The sequence below is a fragment of the Sphingobacterium sp. BS-2 genome (genome assembly GCF_046161205.1).
GTDB classification, from domain to species: domain Bacteria; phylum Bacteroidota; class Bacteroidia; order Sphingobacteriales; family Sphingobacteriaceae; genus Sphingobacterium; species Sphingobacterium mizutaii.
Genome location: NZ_JBIXGO010000016.1, coordinates 407186 through 426503 on the forward strand (window position 1 = coordinate 407186; position 19318 = coordinate 426503).

At 40.4% G+C, this 19318-nt stretch carries 19 protein-coding genes; 6 read left to right on the forward strand and 13 right to left on the reverse strand.

The genetic code is table 11. The annotated features are described in order from the left end of the window. Positions 1-21 precede the first annotated feature (21 nt). The 6 genes from ACK2WI_RS08650 to ACK2WI_RS08675 all read right to left on the reverse strand — a co-directional run bounded on the left by ACK2WI_RS08650 (position 22) and on the right by ACK2WI_RS08675 (position 4702). A complete protein-coding gene (locus ACK2WI_RS08650) occupies positions 22-1353 on the reverse strand; it encodes a TolC family protein (protein WP_093099003.1) in 1332 nt (443 codons plus the stop codon). Between the two features lie 5 nt (positions 1354-1358). Further along, complete coding sequence (locus tag ACK2WI_RS08655; protein ID WP_312696627.1) at positions 1359-1937, reverse strand: TetR/AcrR family transcriptional regulator; 579 nt, start codon at positions 1935-1937, stop codon at positions 1359-1361. 723 nt (positions 1938-2660) lie between these two features. Continuing rightward, complete coding sequence (locus tag ACK2WI_RS08660) at positions 2661-3089, reverse strand: c-type cytochrome (protein WP_409150394.1); 429 nt, start codon at positions 3087-3089, stop codon at positions 2661-2663. Continuing rightward, positions 3089-3733, reverse strand: a complete 645-nt coding sequence (locus ACK2WI_RS08665) for an SCO family protein (RefSeq protein WP_312696629.1) — start codon at positions 3731-3733, stop codon at positions 3089-3091. The genes ACK2WI_RS08660 and ACK2WI_RS08665 overlap by 1 nt, the downstream gene beginning before the upstream one ends. Positions 3734-3743: 10 nt before the next feature. Then, positions 3744-4169 (reverse strand): transposase, encoded by a 426-nt coding sequence (locus ACK2WI_RS08670; RefSeq protein WP_409150396.1) that lies wholly within the window; start codon positions 4167-4169, stop codon positions 3744-3746. A gap of 11 nt (positions 4170-4180) precedes the next feature. Then, the gene (locus ACK2WI_RS08675) at positions 4181-4702 is read right to left on the reverse strand and encodes a hotdog fold domain-containing protein (protein WP_093099010.1); all 522 of its coding nucleotides are present in this window, start codon (positions 4700-4702) and stop codon (positions 4181-4183) included. A 92-nt stretch (positions 4703-4794) separates the two neighbouring features. Between ACK2WI_RS08675 and ACK2WI_RS08680 the strand changes: the two genes are divergently transcribed. Beyond that, a complete protein-coding gene (locus ACK2WI_RS08680; RefSeq protein ID WP_312696631.1) occupies positions 4795-6018 on the forward strand; it encodes an MFS transporter in 1224 nt (407 codons plus the stop codon). A gap of 222 nt (positions 6019-6240) precedes the next feature. Here ACK2WI_RS08680 and ACK2WI_RS08685 read toward each other — a convergent pair whose 3' ends face one another. The 3 genes from ACK2WI_RS08685 to ACK2WI_RS08695 are packed head-to-tail and all read right to left on the reverse strand — an operon-like array spanning position 6241 to position 8569. After that, the gene (locus tag ACK2WI_RS08685; RefSeq protein WP_409150398.1) at positions 6241-6870 is read right to left on the reverse strand and encodes a uridine kinase; all 630 of its coding nucleotides are present in this window, start codon (positions 6868-6870) and stop codon (positions 6241-6243) included. A gap of 13 nt (positions 6871-6883) precedes the next feature. Further along, positions 6884-7810, reverse strand: coding sequence for a LysM peptidoglycan-binding domain-containing protein (locus ACK2WI_RS08690; protein ID WP_236736523.1), 927 nt, complete (start codon positions 7808-7810; stop codon positions 6884-6886). A gap of 9 nt (positions 7811-7819) precedes the next feature. Next, a complete protein-coding gene (locus ACK2WI_RS08695) occupies positions 7820-8569 on the reverse strand; it encodes a hypothetical protein (protein ID WP_093099015.1) in 750 nt (249 codons plus the stop codon). A 34-nt stretch (positions 8570-8603) separates the two neighbouring features. On the opposite strand from ACK2WI_RS08695, the gene ACK2WI_RS08700 reads away from it, so the two are divergent. Continuing rightward, positions 8604-9956, forward strand: coding sequence for an NfeD family protein (locus tag ACK2WI_RS08700; RefSeq protein ID WP_409150400.1), 1353 nt, complete (start codon positions 8604-8606; stop codon positions 9954-9956). A 207-nt stretch (positions 9957-10163) separates the two neighbouring features. Here ACK2WI_RS08700 and ACK2WI_RS08705 read toward each other — a convergent pair whose 3' ends face one another. Both ACK2WI_RS08705 and ACK2WI_RS08710 read right to left on the reverse strand, forming a co-directional pair. Further along, positions 10164-11714, reverse strand: coding sequence for an OmpP1/FadL family transporter (locus ACK2WI_RS08705; protein WP_093099018.1), 1551 nt, complete (start codon positions 11712-11714; stop codon positions 10164-10166). Positions 11715-11855: 141 nt separating this feature from the next. Continuing rightward, positions 11856-13034 carry a hypothetical protein gene (locus ACK2WI_RS08710; protein WP_236736524.1) on the reverse strand — a complete coding sequence of 393 codons (1179 nt, stop codon included), beginning with the start codon at positions 13032-13034 and terminating at the stop codon, positions 11856-11858. 178 nt (positions 13035-13212) lie between these two features. Here ACK2WI_RS08710 and proS point away from each other — a divergent pair, with 178 nt between their 5' ends. From proS to ACK2WI_RS08730, 4 genes are all read left to right on the forward strand, one after another. Beyond that, complete coding sequence (gene proS, locus ACK2WI_RS08715) at positions 13213-14685, forward strand: proline--tRNA ligase (RefSeq protein ID WP_409150402.1); 1473 nt, start codon at positions 13213-13215, stop codon at positions 14683-14685. A gap of 9 nt (positions 14686-14694) precedes the next feature. Beyond that, positions 14695-15483: an NAD-dependent epimerase/dehydratase family protein gene (locus ACK2WI_RS08720; protein ID WP_409150404.1), complete on the forward strand. Its 789-nt coding sequence runs from the start codon at positions 14695-14697 to the stop codon at positions 15481-15483. A 28-nt stretch (positions 15484-15511) separates the two neighbouring features. Then, positions 15512-16660, forward strand: coding sequence for a cystathionine gamma-synthase (locus ACK2WI_RS08725; protein ID WP_093099022.1), 1149 nt, complete (start codon positions 15512-15514; stop codon positions 16658-16660). 74 nt (positions 16661-16734) lie between these two features. Continuing rightward, positions 16735-16989, forward strand: coding sequence for a hypothetical protein (locus ACK2WI_RS08730; RefSeq protein ID WP_093099024.1), 255 nt, complete (start codon positions 16735-16737; stop codon positions 16987-16989). 198 nt (positions 16990-17187) lie between these two features. Here the strand turns inward: ACK2WI_RS08730 and ACK2WI_RS08735 are convergent, their stop codons facing one another. Together ACK2WI_RS08735 and ACK2WI_RS08740 are read right to left on the reverse strand one after the other, a co-directional pair. Then, a complete protein-coding gene (locus ACK2WI_RS08735; protein ID WP_409150406.1) occupies positions 17188-17604 on the reverse strand; it encodes a hypothetical protein in 417 nt (138 codons plus the stop codon). Between the two features lie 41 nt (positions 17605-17645). Then, positions 17646-19313 (reverse strand): M28 family metallopeptidase, encoded by a 1668-nt coding sequence (locus ACK2WI_RS08740; RefSeq protein WP_409150408.1) that lies wholly within the window; start codon positions 19311-19313, stop codon positions 17646-17648. Positions 19314-19318 lie beyond the last annotated feature (5 nt).

A 19318-nucleotide genomic window follows, 5' to 3' on the forward strand; every position in this document is an offset into this window, starting at 1 on the left:
ATATGTATGGTGGTTGTTGTATTAATTAGCAAAATTTACGGTTCCCAATGCTTTTTGGATATCCAGCTTGCTTGAAAGAACGGCATAGAGTGAATTCAAGTAATTCAATTGGCTTGTTTTCAAGTCTGTTTCCGCCGTCATCAACTCGAGGTAAGTCTTTACTCCAGCATCGTATTGTAATTTGATCGTGTTATAAACCTCTTCTGAAAGTTCAACGTTTTCTTTTGCATTTCTCCATTCGTTGATGTTTGCACGGTAGTTAGCCATAGCAGCAGAATATTGAGCGCCGATTTGGTTCTCTAGGTTTTCAATATCCATATCGATCCTGGATTCCAACAATTCTGATCTCTTGATTTCCTGAACGCGTTTTCCACCTTGGAAAATAGGAAAGGTAAGGCTCAGACCAAAGCTGGACTGTGGAAAGTTATCGCCATATAGGTCAGAAAAGGAATTGTTCCTATAATTTAGACCGTAGTTTGCAAAAGCACCTAGCCTAGGAAGGAATTGCCATTTCTGATACTGGGTATTCAATTTTTGGATATCCTTCATGGTCTGCAATTGTCTCAATTCAACTCGGTTGTTGTAATTCAGAACATCCGTAGTATCCATCAATACATTGGATTCCATGTTTTGATTTTCGAAAGATAACGTCAAACCATTGGTTGGGTTCATACCCAATAAGGTTTTTAAGTAATCATATTTATATTTTCTAAACTCTAGAGCTGTTTTTAACTCGGCTTTAGCATTGTTCAAAGAAATCTGTGCTCTCTTATAATCCGTTTTATCAACCAAACCAGTTTCATAACGCGCATTTGCTTCGGTATACTGACGGTTCAGGCGGGAGATGTTTTCCTGGATGATATTGATTTGTTCTTCGCTGGTAAGGATATCGTAATACGCTTTGCTGACATCCACCACGGTATTGATTTTGGTGTCTTCTACACTTAGATCATTTTGTTGCCTGATGTATTTGGCAGCCTTAGAAGCTTGGAACAAGCCAGGGTTAATGATTGCTTGATCGGCTTGAAAGGTTAATGCAGAGGTATTGCGCTGTCCCATGGCAATGTTCTGGCCATTGATATTGGCTGTTGGCAATTGCATAAAATGGGTTAAGCTACCATTTGCATTGATTTGCGGGAACCAACCGGAAAGGGCAGAAGCGATTTCACGTTCGCCGATTTCTTGGTCAATCTGAGCTTGTCTGATTTCGATTTTGTTTTCCAATGCATACTGGATCAATTCATCCAAGGTGGCATTACTGTTCAGGTTATTTGTCGTTTGGGCAAATACTGATCCTACAGAGATCGCAGTAAAGGAAAGATAAACTACTAAGTCCTTAATTCTAAAATTCATATATATTATTTTTTAACCCCGTTCCAAATGATGTCTACCATGGTTTCAATTTCTTGATCAGTAGGTTTTGATTTTTCATATAAGCAGCCTCTAACCAGGGAGATAGCTACGCCCAGGTAGGCAGATATTAATAGTCGAACATTTAAATCTTTTAAATGTTTTAAGTGTACACCTTCATCTAAAAAATGGAGCAAAACATTTCTTTCGGACTTTTGTTGGAAGATGTTTGTTCGGATGCCTTCATAGAAGGGAGATCCGTAGAATTGTTCCAAAAACCCGAAATGGTCTAGGTTGTCCAGATAGTACCACACCAAGTTTCTCCAGATTTGCTTGAATTTTTTTTCGTAGCCCAAGGTAGGGTCTATGGCTGAAAAAACCTGATTGTTCAATTTTTCTTTACAATACCAGTATAATTCTACGATTAAATCCTCCTTAGACGGGAAATAATGATAGATCGAGCCTACTGCTACATCGGCATCTTTAGCGATCTTGCTCATTGGAGACCCATGGAATCCATAAGTGTTGATCAACTTCAGCGTGCTAAAGAAGATTTGCTCTTTTTTTTCTGTCAATTGAATGTTCATTCGGTTGCAAATGTAGGCTTTTTTTTAAGGCGATTGTGTCACGTATTCGTTATAAATGCGATTAAATCATTCCAATGTTAAGAAATTGTTAAATATTCAAATTCCTCTTGACGTGTGTATTTTTTACACTTACCTTTGTAGTATCATAATTTAGGTTTATAATTGGTTATTAAAGGTTTTCATTCTCCCCGTTTGAAAACCTTTTTCTTTTTATAAGGTTTTGGGTAAAGTATTGAGGATGAAGGGTTAAGGTGGGTTGAACCAGGATTCCCTTCGGCTTCGCTCAGGGTACGGGATTGGAGGATGGACCAAGATCTAGGTTTGAACCAGGATGAGCTTCGACTCCGCTCAGCCAACGTGGATAAGAGGATAGACCAAGACCATCTTGACAAAATGGCGCTGGAAAATCCCAAATACTGTAGGGGCGTATCGCATACGCCCGCCGCATATTTTGAATAAATTAAAGGTTGGTATTGGCGAACAGTTCTTCAATCGAAGATTGAAGATGACAAGCTTTAATTTAATAGAACCGTACAGATTCTTCACTCGTCGTTCAGAATTGGAAGTTTCCTAGGATATTAAAATGATTCACGCCCAACCTGCGTTAGTTGATAAACCATAGCACCTCAAATTTAATTGTAATTTGAAGGTTAAGCCAAATGTCACTTTTCCAAAAGCCATTCCTTCAGAAAGGTCTTGTGTCTTATTTCTATTGTCTGATGTCTATTTCTCGCATTTCCTTAAAAACTCTTCGATTTCTTCTTGTTTGAAATGGGTTTTGCTATCACCGAAATAGGTGGTGACATAGGTCAGGACATAGGCGATATCGACAGCGGAGAGTTCGGGTACTCCGGGCATCTGTTGATTGAATAGGGTATTGTTGACTTTGATTTCGCCGGACATTCCGTTTTTGACGATGCAGGCCAGTTTGCTCCTGTTCTCGTTCAGGAAATTTGCGTCGGTAAGGGGCGGGTATAGCTTTCCTAACCCTTCTCCATTGGCGCCATGGCAGTTTTGGCAATGCTTGACATAAATTTTCTGGCCGTTGGTGGCATATTGCATCGTTTCCACGCTCAGGTCTGTGTTGCACGAAAACAGAAAATAAAGCACGGAAACGAGCGCAATAGACCCTATAAAATATCGAGTTATCATTATTTGTATTCTGCTAAAATGACATCTAGATCTTCCAATAGTTGTTTTACCTGTTCATCGTTGGTGCCATCATAGGCGCCACGGATTCTTTTTTCAGGATCGATGATCACTAAATAACCTTGGTGGTCATAGCCTCCCGGTGCGTTGGGATCTTCTTTGGTGAAGACCATGTATTTTTCGGAAATGCCGTAAATATCAGCTTTGCTTCCGGTCACAAACTGCCATTGATCATTATCGACCCCCAATTTGGTTGCATAGTCTTTCAAGACAGAAGGTTGATCGTATTTGAAATCAATGCTGTGGGATAGGAAAGCGATCTTGTCATTACCCTTGTATTTTTCGTATGCCTTGAGCAAATTACGTTGCATGGTCGGGCAGATACTAGGACAGTGGGTAAAGAAGAAATTGGCCACATAGATTTTGTCTTTGAAGAAATCTTGGGTCAAGTTCGTGCTATCCTGGTTTAGGAAAGAGAAATTAGGGATGGTATGATAAATGGTGTCCACGACTGTTTTGCCATCGACTTCTTTTTCAACTGGACTACGTTCACCATAGATGGGCAGTTTTCTTTCCGTGGGTCCACAAGAGAACAATAGGATACTGGCCATACATGCGGCAAACGCTCCGCCTAAGTACTTTTTCATTTGATTTTTATTAATTGAATGCTGCTAATGATGTTTTGATTTGTTCAGCTACGCGATCGAACTGTTTTTTCATGGCGCTGATTTTGTCAACCTCTTTCTGTTGGTAGGCTTCATCTTCGTTTGTTGCATCGTAATCCTTCATCCAGGTCATCATGTGATCGGTTGCATCTTCGATGCTATCTTTCAGGTTCGTCAGGTCAACACGTGTTTTTGCGGTATCTAAGTCAGCTTTTTCCTCTTTGATCGCTGCCAAGTTGCTTATGATAGAATCGATCTTGATGGTCGATTTATCAAACTGCGATATTTGCGGCATGATTTCGTCATGGATGGCAATAGCTTGTTCAGAAAGCTTTTGGTCTTTGTTTTCAACCTGTTTGTTCTGGCAAGAAACAAAAGCAATAGAAAATGCTGCACTTAATAAGATTAATTTTTTCATGATTAATTAAATTATAGTTCAATACTCGAGTTCTCAATTTGAGTAGGAGCAGGATTTAAAGATTCGAAGTTAAAGTCAAGATCACGGATGTAGATTTCATTATGTGCTATGGCGCATAAGGTTCCGTGTTTATCGAAGACTTGGGTTTGGAAGGTTCTGACTACCTTGCCTTCTTTTTTTATGGTCTGCAAGGTTTCGTCCAAGATTTCCTGATCAAGGCGGATGCGGACCTCCAGATCAAACCTGCCGGGTTTGATGTAGTCGATATGGGCGGTCTTTAACCAAGCCACGGTGCGAGTAATCCCTTGATGTTTGAAATATTGATCCAGTAGGATGGGATAGAATGGGTCGATTGCAGAAAAGATAGTGCCCCCAAATATCGTTCTATTGGAATTGATGTTGAGAATGCTTCTGTTGATCTTGACATCAGCCCCTAAGAAACTGTTCAGGATCCGGCGCACCCAGATGCGTTGGAAAAAGAATGGAGGGTACAAGCGAAGACCCCATTTTAAAGTACTTGGAGATACTTTCATGCGGATAAAAATACAGTTAATTTCTAAGAAAAAACATCCTTCTATTGTAATAAAAGAAACTCTCCCTTATATTCAATAAATATTCCTGAATTATGGACTCTCAAAAACCTAACAAGAATGTTTGGATCTTGATTTTTGTAGCCGCCCTCGGCTATTTTGTTGATATCTATGACCTCATCATTTTTTCTATTGTACGCATCCAATCCTTTAGTGATATCGGTGTTCCGGCAGATCAGATGCGCAGCAAAGGCGAATTTGTATTGAACATGCAAATGGGCGGTCTGCTTATCGGTGGGGTAATCTGGGGCGTGCTGGGTGATAAATATGGCCGGTTGAAGGTCTTGTTTGGTTCGATTTTGCTCTATTCGATTGCGAATATTGCCAATGGTTTTGTGCATGATGTCACGACCTATGGCATCATCAGGTTTATAGCAGGGATCGGTCTGGCGGGTGAATTGGGCGCTGGGATAACCTTAGTGTCCGAAAGCATGCACCGAAAGAAAAGAGGCTATGGAACCATGATCGTTGCTGGAGTAGGGGTCCTGGGGGCCATCTTGGCCTATTTCATATCAGAATGGTTCAGCTGGAGAACGGCGTATTTTGTTGGTGGTGGAATGGGTATCCTCTTGTTGTTTATGCGTGTTGGAGTCTTTGAATCCGGTATGTTTTCTTCCTTGGAGAACAAGTCCGTCCAAAAGGGAAAAATTTCCATGCTATTTAACAATGGCGATCGATTCAGAAGATACCTGTACTGCTTGTGTATAGGATTGCCAATATGGTTTGTCGTTGGGGTTTTGGTGACCCAAGCACCTGAAATTGGGCAAGCTTTGCATGCGCAGACTACCTTGAGCGCAGGGAAGGGCGTAATGTTTACTTATATAGGGATTTCGCTGGGTGATTTTCTTGCAGGTTGGTTAGCTCAGGTCTTTAAATCGAGACGTAAGGTAGTTTTTATCTATCAAATCTTGATCCTTCTTTTTTCATGTATCTACCTGACAAGACAAGGTATTTCAGAGAATGAGTTTATGTGGTTAGCCTTTTTGATGGGGCTAGGTGTGGGCTATTGGGCAACCTTTATTACCATTGCTGCAGAACAATTTGGAACCAATATACGGTCGACCGTAACGACGACGGCACCAAACTTTGTTAGGGGGGCGCTTATTCCTTCGACTTTGATGTATGGAGTATTGGTAAATTGGGTAGGTATTATTGGAGCGGCCATGATCATGATCGTGTTGCTATCCTTGATCGCTATTTTTGCTCTGACTCAATTAAAAGAGAGCTTTGACAAAGATCTAGATTATGTGGAAGAATAGGAGTAGTAGCTAGAGGGAAATTATTCCGTCCTACCAGGGCATTTTTTACATCTTTTGCCCTTTTTGTATTTCTTACAACATTTTTTGAATGCTTGTTCTCCGTTCGGATTAAAGGGAGAATGACCCTTCTGGTCCTCAAAAGGGTTGTTTTCTAAAATATGCAGCTTGATCATGGACTCGTACATGACGCAAAGATAGCTAATTTAGATTAATTAAAAATAATTATCCTATTCTTTTTCGGAGTTCGATGGCAATATCGTTGGTGAATGTTTTGATAACTAATGGGTCATCCACATTGTTGTGGATAATCAGGTCGCATTCTTCACGGTGAGGGAGAAGATATTCATTATAAGAAGGTACGACATGGTTGATCCATTTGTACATTACATCGTCATGGTCATAACCGCGCTCGACCAAATCCCTTCTCAACCTTCTCTGCAGGGCAATCGGTTCATCAGCATCCAAGAAAATCCTATAGTCCAATAGTTCATTGATTTCCTCATAATGGAAAATAAACAAGCCTTCGACTACTAAAATGGGGGCTGGATTGATTTCCAGCATTTTGGGAGCAATATCGGGATTGTTAAAAGTATATTCCTTTTGGAATACAGTGTTGCCGTCAAATAGTTCCTTGATGTGATGATAAAAAGCATCACGATTGATAGAAGTTGGTAAGTCGAAATTATAGAGCCTATTTTCCTCTTTTGTTTTGGTATTAGCAGGTATATAGTAATCATCTTGAGAGATCAAGGTGACTTCTTTCTGTGAAAAATGATCTAAAAAGCTTTTTAAAAAGAAAGTTTTTCCTGAACCGCTGCTTCCAGCGATTCCAATTACATAGGGTTTGTCCATTTTTTAACTTGCACTAATTTACTGGTGCGCCGTAGGCAATTTCAATAAGGAATCGTTTATCGAGAGCTCCAATATAAGATGCTGCGGATTTGGAAAGAATAACAATGGCATCTCTGCTTTCTGCAGTATCGGAGAATTTTCCTACAACTTTGGCAAAGGTAACACTTTTTGTCAATGGGTTTGTAATTTTTAGAATTGTACCTACCGGAGCTGTACGGTGCAAAGCTAGGTTGCTGCGGCCTCCGGACTCGAGGTTTTCCATCCAGATACCAATACCTTTTTCCTTTTTCTCACGGATCCCATAGCGGTTGGTTTCGAATTCGATCTCTTCTTTGCTGATGTTTTCAGGGATGGGGAGATTGATGGCTGCCGGAGCAGTTTCTTTCTGTACCACAACTACATTGCCATCGGGGATCTTCAAAGTCTGTCCCTCACGAACAGTATCTGAATCTAGGCTGTTCAGTTTTTTAATATTGTCTACCGTGGTCGAGAAACGTTTCGCAATGGAATATAAGGTTTCATTGGAACCCACTTTGTATTCCGTAAGGATCTTAGCTTGGATGGTTTGCGTATTAGGATCTCCAAGAGGTTTTGAATCCCTATTATTGGGTTCGTTCTGAACAACTTCTGGTTTATTTTCCGGTTTCTTTTCTTCTTCCTTGAATGGGATATAAACAGCATCACCAACGCGCAGGTTCTTTTTGTTGTTGGCATTCATGATATCCTTCACAGGGATACCATAGATCCTGCTCAGCTGGTAGTAAGTGTCCTTTGCTGTGACGCTATGTTCAATAAAAGTTTTTCCGTTTACTACTGTTTTCTTTTGACTTGGGTTGCTTGATTGGGCTTGTGCCAGAGAGATTCCGGCGAATAAAAAAGCAGCAGAAAATATAATAATAGTCTTTCTGTAAGACTTTTTGAATAATCGTTCTTTCATCATTGAGTGCAATTATACTAAATATGAAACAATTTCTCTCTTGTTAAAGGACATAAAGAAGACTTGGCTACCTAATTGGAAATAAGGTTGGGGGATCATTTTCTCCATGTCATGAAGTATGACTTGTTGATCTAGTATCTGGTTTAAATTACTTGTTGCCAAACAGAGGTCGAAATGGTCATTTTTCTGTTTATGGTAACACCAGAGGAAGTGGTGTCCACATTTACTCAACCATAAGGGCCCAATGTTGTGCTCATTTTTTAAAAATCGTGGGGTCTGTTGATACGTGACAGGGTACTGGATTTTGTTGCATGCCATGTCAAATAGGATGTCATTTGCGGAGCTGTATTCTCCAGTTCGGATTTCGATGGCGATGCTTTCTCCCGAGGAGATGCTACGGTGTCTGGCATGGATGTAATCTTTGAATACATCTAAAAGGACAAATTCATAGCTGCTGAAGATAATTTCATTATTGGTAATCTGGATGATCTGGATCCCTTCTTGTACTGGAGTTTGTTCGCCAATTCTTTTCAGGATCATATAACCATTTTGGATGGAGTCAAGTGTCCATTCCTTTCCATCCGCTTGACAAGGTGACATCAGGCAGTTGCCTTCAAAATCGAACACAAAAAAGGAGGCTAGAGTAGTCTCCACGTCCCTAGTTTCTACAGCTACATAGGGCTTAACGGAGTCGATCTCTATTTTCCAGATATTCGTTGGGAATGCTTTCTCGAAAATTTTATTTATCGTATATTTAGTCATCCGATGACAAGCAAATTCGGTAAAAAACACTATTATGAACAAATTTACAAAATACATTTTAGGTATTCTCGCCATTTGCTTTGTGAGTTTCTTTCAAGCTAAGGCACAGACCGTTTATTCTGTGCAGATCAAGGAAGATATTGGCCCCAATGCATGGCGTACCATGAAAAATGCGATAAAGCAAGCCAAATTGAGTAAATCAGAGTATTTATTGATCGATCTTAATACGTTTGGTGGCGCTTTAAATTTTGCCGATTCTATTCGTTCTAGCCTATTAAACGACAATCAGTTCAAAACTATTGTATACGTTAATAATAATGCTGCATCTGCGGGAGCATTGGTCTCATTAGCAGCGGATTATATTTACATGCACTCAGGTGCTAGCCTAGGTGCGGCATCGGTGGTGAATCAGCAGGGGGAAGTCCTTCCTGAGAAATACCAATCTTATATGCGTGGCTTGATGCGAGCTACTGCTGAAGCCAAAGGCCGTGATCCGAAAGTCGCTGAGGCTTTTGTAGACCCAGCTATTTCGGTACCGGAACTTAAAGAAGATGGAAAATTATTGACTTTGACGGCTTCCGAGGCTGTAAAGATAGGATTGGCTAAAAAAGAAGTCAAAAGTCAGGTCGATATCTTTTCCGATCTCAATATTGCAAAACCGGATGTACAGGAACATCAGATCACTTGGGTGGATTCCTTGATCGCTTTATTGATCAACCCTTTGGTTAGCGGCTTGTTGATCATGGGTATTATTGGCGGGATCTATTTCGAATTACAGGCACCAGGGATAGGGTTTGCTTTGGTAGTGGCCTTGATCTGTGGAGCTTTATTCTTTGCGCCATTGTACCTGCAAGGTTTAGCGGATAACTGGGAGATCGCAATTTTTGTATTAGGGGTGATACTCCTGGTCTTGGAAATATTTGTAATTCCTGGCTTTGGAGTCGCCGGTATTGCTGGAATTATCTTAGTTTTATGCGGATTGGCATTCTCTATGGTAGCCAATGATTATTTTGATTTTAAACTTACCCAACCAGGATTATTAATGAATTCCTTTATAATAGTAATAGGCGCCATGATCTTGACCATTGTCTTGATGGTTATTTTTGGCAAAAATGTATTGCAATCTCCAACTTTCAAACGACTGGTCTTGCAAGATGAACAAAAAGCGGATGAAGGTTATACCTCTTCTGTTGCTAAACCTAATCTAATCAATAAGGTTGGGGTGACCAAAACGGTCCTGCGCCCGAGTGGAAAAATAGAAATCGACAATGTATGGTACGATGCGGTTTCCCTAGATAGTTTTATCGATGTAGGCGAAGAGATCTATGTCGAGAAACATGAAAACTATAACCTCTTTGTGAGGAAATTGTCGGAGCGCAAAGTGTAAGAGAGTATTGAGATATGAGTATTTAGTATTGAGATATGAGTATTGAGATATGAGATAGAAAGGCTCTAAGAGAGATATGAGTATTGATTATTGAGATTTGAGATTTGAGATATGTCCTGTTGAAGGTAAATGGTCTAAATACTAAATACTTTCTACTAAATACTTTAAAAAATAAAAGCCCGGAAATTAATTCCGGGCTTTTATTTTTTAAAATTTAGCTCCTAGGGTCAATACCACATTTGTACGGGTATTCTTTACTTCTGCTGTTGGAATTGGACTGTTCCAAGATGAGAATGAATAGGGGCTATGGTTATAGTTGAATTGCTTGTATTGCATAGCTGCTAAATCTACATATAGAGACTTGGTCAGGACATAACCTAAACCTAAGCTGGCAATGTAATCGGGTTGTGTGTCGCCTTTGTATGGTGAACCGATCAAGTTAAAACCAGCACGTGCAGCCAATTGATCTGTAATCAAGAGTTCGCCACCAATCTTAAAGTTAAAGTTTCCTTTGAAGGTATTATTGATATTGCCGTTTACTTCACTTTCGAATGCATAATCCGGCTCAGTTACGATCTCACGATATTTGATGGATGAATAGTTTAAGTATTCTATTTCCGTAGACAATAAACCCCTTCCAAAGAATTTGGTTAAACCAAAGGAAGTCTTCCAAGGGGAGATGATGGCATAATCATAGGATTGGCCATAGTTTTTAGATCCGTAGCCTGGGTGTAATGAAGTGGTTGTATTTTCGTCCTTATAGTAATCAACCAAAGTTTCAATATTGCTATCCTCTTGAACTTCTGTCCAAGTCGGCGTCGAAATATTGATACCGATATTCCAATCCCAAGTAGGCTTGAAAATAGCTCCTAAACCAAAGTTGACACCAGTTCCTTTTAAGGTCAGGTCATTGATATCGGTTAGGTCATAACTAATGTCGGTATATTTATAAGCAGGATCATTTGGATTAGCAAAATCCGTTGTTGGATTATCGGCTTTGATCTCGCCAGCTGTCTTGGTCCAACCTTTTTCTAGGAAGGTAGCCTTGGAATCATATTTATAGGATATAAAACCAAATCTAGCACCGATATATAACTTATTGCCATAGTTTGCACCGAATGAAACATTGGTGTTATACTTATAACCAGTAGTGAGTAAATCCATCTGTTGGTTTTTAGGATCTGCTTCCAAAACAGTAGGAAAATATCGACCAGTGTTTCCTTCATCCACCAAATAGGAATTCCAAAAATCTTTAGCGAAGATATCATCATCTTCCATGATGTCGGTATAAGAATGCACCAAAGAGTTTTGGTTGTTGGTACCTGAATACTTGAGGTGGTCGTTGAAATTATTCTGTTTGTCTATACTCAGACCCACATTGAAGTTCTGCCAACCATAATCGGGATCATTGTGGGTAGGGTAGTGGATAACAATACCTAGGTTTTCCAATCCAAATTTACCTTGCCCTTGGGAGGTTGATTGACCGAAGAAATTTGATTTATTGTTATTGTTCAAATAGTTTACGGAAAGAGAGACATCAGACTGACCAAAGAATCCAAGTCCGGCAGGGTTTCCTGATACAGAGCTGATATCACCACCCAAAGCTGTATTTACACCTCCCATAGCCTTAAAGCGCGCAGTTCCATTAGTAATATCTCTGGAGATCAACAATGAATTGTCGACTAATGATTGGGCTTGTAAGTTGGAATAATTGTAAGCGAGGGCAAAACAAGTGAGGGAGAGTAAGATTTTTTTCATATTGTAATAGTGTTCTTTTGTTTCATCTTAGGTTCTGCAGGAAAAGCGGCCTAAGATTGATAGAGGTTATTTAAAACATTTGTCCGGAAAAAAGTATAGCCAATATAAATTTATATTGGCTATACCATATATCTGTTGTAATTAGCGTCTACTTCCGCTTCTTCCTGAGGAGGATGCACCACCGCCAGAGCTTCTGCTGCTACTGCCGCTTGAGCTTCCTCTGCTGAATCCACCAGAACTTCCTGAGCTACCGCGGTCAAAGCTTCCGCTTGAACGAGGAGTCGATGATCTTGTGCTTGGAGCCGAAGATCTAGAAGGAGTCCTGTTGATGGTTCCTTGAGGTCTGCTAGAACCTGATCTAGAAGAAGGAGTCCTATTGATCGTACCTTGAGATCTACTAGAGCCTGATCTTGAAGAAGGAGTTCTGTTGATAGTTCCTTGAGATCTGCTAGAGCCTGATCTAGAAGAAGGGGTTCTGTTGATCGTACCTTGTGATCTACTAGAGCCTGATCTAGAAGAAGGAGTTCTATTGATCGTACCATCTGATCTGCTAGAACCTGATCTAGAAGAAGGGGTTCTACCTACTGTGGTACCATTTGATCTTGAGCCACTGCGTCCTGAAGATACGCCAGATCTGCTATTCACAAATCTACCGCTTGCATCTCTAGTTACGCGGCCATTGTTAGAACGAGGAGCATATCCTGAAGAGTAACTTCTACCAGATGCAACGCGTCTGTTTCCGTAGTAGTTTCCGCCATAGTATCCATTCCCGTAGTAACCACCGCCGTAATAAGGGTGTCCCCAATAGTTATAGTAGGAGTTAGGGCCCCAATAGTTACCCCATCCGTATCCATAGTAAGGTCTTCCCCAGCCATAGCCGTAGTAAGGACTTCCCCAACCCCAGCCCATGCCAAGATAAGGAGATCCCCATCCAAAGCCTAAGGACCAGCCGAATCCGGAGTTCCAGCCAAGGCCGAAACCAGAATAGCCATACCAAGGATCAAACCAAGGGTCGTAGTACATCATTCCTGGAGAATTGTAATAGAATCGGTTGATGCGGTTTGCATATTCTAAATCCTCAATACCACCTTCTACGTAATCCTCATCGGAGTATTCATCTGCATAATAATCTGATTGTGCAATGGATTCTTCGTCCGTGCCATCAGTATAGTAGTAGTCTGGGCTTTGATAAACCGTACCATTGTCCCTGTTATTATAGACATCGTCACGGTATACTGTCCGGCTTGTCGTCGAACAGGAGCTAATCAGAGCTGCAAAAGCTAAGGCTAACCCTCCCAAAAATATCTTGTTGTTTTTCATGATTCTAAAACAGTTAAAATTCGATATTACAGTCATTAATTATTATCTTAGACCCGATTTTATCGTCAGGGTTTAATCTACCAATCAAAATTACAAATTATTTTTTTGCTTTGGTTATTTATGTGTTAAAGTACACGCAAACCCATGTTTTTGGTTAAAATACTATTTAAATTTTCGAATGAGTAAAGGGATAACGAGCCGTAGCGAAGATTATTCGCAATGGTACAACGATTTGGTGATTAAAGCCGATCTAGCAGAATATTCTGCAGTAAGAGGTTGTATGGTAATCAAACCATACGGATATGCAATCTGGGAGAGAATGCAAGCCACTCTGGACAAAAGATTTAAAGAAACTGGCCACTCCAATGCCTATTTCCCCTTATTTATCCCCAAATCTTTCTTTTCTAAGGAAGCTTCGCACGTAGAAGGCTTTGCGACTGAATGTGCCGTTGTTACACACTACAGGTTGAAAAATGATGGTAATGGAAACATCATCGTTGATGAAGATGCTAAATTAGAGGAGGAATTGATCGTTCGTCCTACTTCAGAAACCATTATTTGGAATACTTACCGTGGATGGATCGAATCTTATCGTGACCTTCCAATCCTTGTGAACCAATGGGCAAACGTGGTTCGTTGGGAAATGCGTACGCGTTTATTCCTTCGTACAGCGGAATTCTTATGGCAAGAGGGGCATACTGCCCATGCAACCAGTGAAGAAGCTATTGCAGAAGCAGAACAAATGTTGGAGGTTTATGCGGAGTTTGCTGAAGGTACCTTGGCCGTTCCAGTGGTTCGTGGTAGAAAAACTGAAAACGAGCGTTTTGCCGGAGCGATCGATACCTTATGTATCGAAGCCTTGATGCAAGATGGTAAAGCTTTGCAAGCAGGGACTTCCCACTTCTTGGGACAGAACTTTGCGAAGGCTTTTGATGTGAAGTTTACTTCCAAAGAAGGTAAATTGGATTATGTTTGGGCTACTTCATGGGGAGTTTCAACTCGTTTGATGGGAGCTTTGATTATGGCGCATTCAGATGATCAAGGATTGGTATTGCCTCCGAAATTGGCACCCACCCAGGTGGTAATTGTTCCTATCTATAAGACGGATGAGGAGAAAGCAAACCTTGATGCTTATGTAGATCAATTAACTGCTGCATTGAAGCAATTGGATATCCGTGTGAAATATGATGATCGTGATACACAGAGACCAGGATTTAAATTCGCAGAATGGGAATTGAAAGGTGTGCCTTTGCGCGTGGCTTTAGGTTCTCGTGATATGCAGAATGGTACTGTTGAGCTCGCTCGTCGCGATACACAATCCAAAGAGACGGTTCAACAAGCTGGTTTGCCAGACCGTATTGCTGCTTTATTGGGAGAAATCCAAGATAACATCTATAATAAGGCATTGACTTACCGTGATGAACATATTACTGAGGTGAATTCTTATGATGAATTCAAACAAGTTTTAGAAGAAAAAGGTGGATTTATTTCTGCGCACTGGGATGGAACAGTAGAGACGGAGAAACGGGTGAAAGAAGAGACCAAAGCAACGATCCGTTGTATTCCTTTGGATGCTAAAGAAGAGGAAGGTGTATGTATCTTTACTGGTAAGCCTTCGAAACAACGAGTTTTATTTGCGAAAGCATATTAATATAATGAAATGAAGAACCTTTTGATATTGGGTTGTGGCTGGGTAGGTGAGGAACTTGCTCGTAAGCTCAAAAAGAAAGGTTGGAATCTGTGGGTCACCACCCGTACAGAAGAAAAATACCATCGCTTGCAAAGCGATGGTATTTTTGCATTTATCCATGACTTCGATAGGGACCTTAACCTAGATTTACCCGTTGATGTCAGTTTTGATGCGATCGTCAATTCGATTCCAGCCACGCAGAGAAATTCCGAAGCCGAGATTGAACACCGATTTTCACATGTGTTCAATATCCTATGTTCCTTAAATTACAAAAAGCATATCTTTTTGAGTTCAGTCGGCGTTTATCCTGATCGGGATGGCAACTTCGATGAGAGTTTTGGGGATGAAGGATTGATGTCGGCTAAACTCCGATTGGCTGAAAAGAAAATGATGAGCCTTCCTTATTCTTCTACTTTTAGGCTTGGTGGTCTTTTTGGGAAAGAACGGATCTTTGGGAAGTACTTTCAGGATAAGGTCGTGACTATCGGAGATCAACCCGCAAATTTTATTCATTTAGATGATGTTGTAGGGATAATAGAACAGAGCCTAGATATCAATCTGCCAATCGGATATTATAACCTTGTTGCTCCAGAACATCCCTCGAAAAAGGAGGTGATCTTGAAAAGTGCGCAGAAATATATGTACAGTTATCCAATTGCTTTTGAACCGAAGGACAGTTTCCAAAAAGTGGTAAATTCGGATAAGATCATCAATTTGTTGAATTACGAGTTTAAATACCCTTCTCCATTAGATTTTTAATAACTTAGTCCGACTAATACAAAATAATATGAATTACAAATTTGCAACCAAGGCAATTCATGCCGGACAGGAGGCAGATCCTACAACGGGCGCAGTGATGACGCCGATATACCAAACCTCTACTTACCAACAGAAAGCACCGGGAGACCATAAAGGTTATGAGTACTCACGTGGTACAAACCCTACACGTAAAGCGCTAGAGGATTGTATTGCGGCATTGGAAAATGGTAAGTTTGGTTTAGCATTCTCTTCGGGGATGGCAGCAACAGACTGTGTTTTGCGTTTGTTGAAAGCAGGTGATGAAGTTGTTACCGGCGATGACCTGTACGGTGGATCCTACCGTATTTTCACGAAAGTTTATGAGCCTCTTGGGATTAAATTTAAGTTTGTCAATACTTCCGATGTAAAAGCAGTAGAAGAAGCTATTACAGACAAAACCAAGTTGATCTGGGTAGAGACTCCAACAAATCCGACATTGAAGTTAGCAGACATCGAAGCTATTGGAAAAGTTGCAAAAGCGAAAAATATCCTTTACGCTGTCGACAATACATTCGCCTCTCCATATCTTCAGAACCCATTGGACCTAGGCGCTGATATCGTCATGCACTCGGTAACCAAATATCTAGGTGGTCACTCTGATGTAGTAATGGGCGCTTTGGTCATGAACGATGAAGACTTATACAAACAATTATGGTTTTATTATAATGCATGCGGTGGAACTCCGGGACCTCAAGATGCATTCTTAGTGCTACGTGGTATCAAAACCTTGCACCTTCGTATGAAGGCTCATTGTGAGAACGGTAGAAAAGTAGCAGAATATCTGAAGAACCATCCTAAAGTAGAGAAAATCTATTGGCCAGGATTTGAAGACCATCCAGGACATGATGTTGCCAAGAAACAAATGAGAGATTTTGGTGGCATGGTGTCTATTGTGATCAAAGGAGCTGATTTGGCAGAAACGTTCCGCGTAGCTTCTGGCTTCAAGGTATTTACTTTGGCTGAATCATTGGGTGGGGTTGAATCCTTGATCAATCACCCAGCAACAATGACCCATGGCTCAATTCCAAAAGAAACCAGAGAAAAAGTAGGGGTAGTCGATAATCTTTTGCGCCTTTCGGTAGGGGTAGAAGATGCCGAAGACTTGATCGCTGATTTAGAACAAGCCTTATCGCGTTAATTTATTGTAATTATTATTTTATTTGCACACAGACTTTTGTACATTTGTGCAGCTTTAATAGGAGATTATCAATTATGGAAAATACAACTGTAGAAAGACCAGCAAAACATACGGACAATAATGCAAACCGTACTGAATATTATGTATCATTAACTATTGCCATCGTTATCGGCTTAGTAGGCGTGTTTATTCGTTTTGTACCGGATGTAATCCCTGCGTTGGATCAATTAGGATCTGTATTCTCATGGATCGCTAACATTGCACTTATCGTTGCTTCTTTCTTAGCATTCAAAGTTGTTTTTGCAATCTTAGGATTCAGCAAAAAGTAATTGCAAAGATATCATACAAAAAGAGAGGGCTAAACAGATGTTTAGCCCTCTCTTTTTGTAGTATTTAGTAGGGAGTATTTAGTATTTAGACCTATGGCTATCTGTAAGAAAAGAGAAAGGGGCAATGAAAATTGCCCCTTTATTAATACGCTTAGTGTCTAAATACTAAATACTTTATACTAAATACTAAACTAGATACTAGTTAAAGATCGACCAAGTAGACCAAGGTATTCTTGAAAGGATCAATACTAATCCTAGGATATAATAAATTAGGACTGTTTTGTTAGCGGCTTTCTGGTCTGCTAATTTCTTAGCCTTTGAGTATCCCATTGTAATCAATACAATACCTAAGATCATCATAATTGGATGCTCCAAAAAGTATAATCTAGCTCCGCTATTTTTCATGTTTTCTCCTGAAAAGCTACTTAATCCCAGTGGGGAAATGAAGTATAATACCAATCCAATCACTAATTGAAGGTGTCCACTGATTAACCCGATTAAAGCGATTTTACGGTTGTAAGGTTTGTTTCCTGAGTAATTAACAAGTGTAATAATGATTGCAATTACCAACGCTATTAACAATACAATAGCTAAAGTTGAGTGTAGATGTTTCATTCCTGTAAGCATAGTTTCAATTATATAATATCACAAATATACTATTTTGAAAGGCGTTTGTCGCCTATTTCTTTAAACTCTGATTTTGCTTTAAAGTTAGGGAAAATTGTATCCATACTTAAAGTGTAGCCAATATCGAAGAATAATCGGATGTCGGCAATGATTCCATCGAAGTTCCAGTTGTCATCTAGTTCATCAGTCACGGCATGATAACGGCCTGCTAATGCCTTCTGACGGTTCTTAATTACGGTTGTGTCCGATTCTAAGTAATCTCCACCACTGCCCATATATAGGCCTGGTACACCTACTTTTACAAAGTTGAAATGGTCAGAACGGTAGAAACCACCACCTGTAGCACTTCCTTCTGGTACCATCTTGCGGTTAAATTTAGCTGCCGATAGGATGGCATAGTCTTCCAATTCTGTCTGACCTGTTCCGGTAACACGGAAACCGTTCATAGCACCTACTGGATTGAATGAGTCCATATTAATATTGGCAACAGTTTTGTTCAATGGGAATACAGGGTTTTCTGCATAGTATTGAGAGCCTAATAGTCCTTGCTCTTCAGCGGTAACCGCCAAGAAAACTACAGAACGCTCTGGCTGAACCTTTGCTGCTTTAAAAGCTTTTGCTATTTCAAACAATGCCGCAACGCCAGTGGCATTGTCCATCGCTCCATTGAAAATAGAGTCGCCATTGCTAGCTTCCCCAATTCCTAAGTGATCCCAGTGAGCGGTATAGATAATAGTTTCATCAGGTCTTTTGGAGCCTTTGATCATCCCTAAGACGTTATTAGATTTAGACTCCCTGAAGCTGTTTGCTAATTTTACACTGGTAGTCACATTCAATGGTACGGCCTTAAATCCTGGTTTTTTAGCTTGTTCCATCAAGTCTGCATTCAATCCGCCCAATTGGAAAAGTTTCTTTGCAGTTTCATTGCTAACCCAACCTTGGAACTTGCTTAAGTTGGCACCTTTGTTTTCAGGTACCAAGGATAATCTAGGTCCTGTCCAACCACTTCTTACCACATTCCAGCCATAACTAGCCGCTTCTGTTTCATGGATCAACAAGATACCTGCTGCCCCTTGACGAGATGCTTCTTCGAATTTATAGATCCAACGTCCGTAATAGGTCATGGTATCGGCTTTGAATAAAGTCTTATCATAACGTCCGGGGTCAGAAACCATCACGACAACGGTTTTTCCTTTTACGTCAAGGCCTTCATAGTCATTCCATTTATATTCAGGTGCGACGATTCCAAATCCAGCAAACACCAATTCGGTATTTTCAACATCGATGTTTTCTGCCATTTGCGGTGTTCCGATCACATAGTCATCCAAGTATTTTGCTGATAAATCGCCGTTTTTACCTTTAAAGGTCAAGGTTGGATTTACAGGTTTAGAACTTATTTCCACCATCGGGACCTCTTGGAAATAGGATTCGCCATTTCCTGGATCTAAGCCAAGGGCTTTATATTGTTCTTGAATGTAATTTACGGTAATGGTGTCACCCTTGCTGAAAGGTAGGCGACCCATGAATTCATCGGAAGAAAGTTTAGCGACATAAGCTTTGTAGCTATCTTCGGTGATCGCAGCAATCGCTGTCGAGTCTAAACTGTTTTTGTCATAGGAAGAACTATCGCTCCCTGATTTACAAGATGCAAGTCCGAGTAATAAGGCTGCACTAATAAATAGTTTGTTGTTCATCATGATTG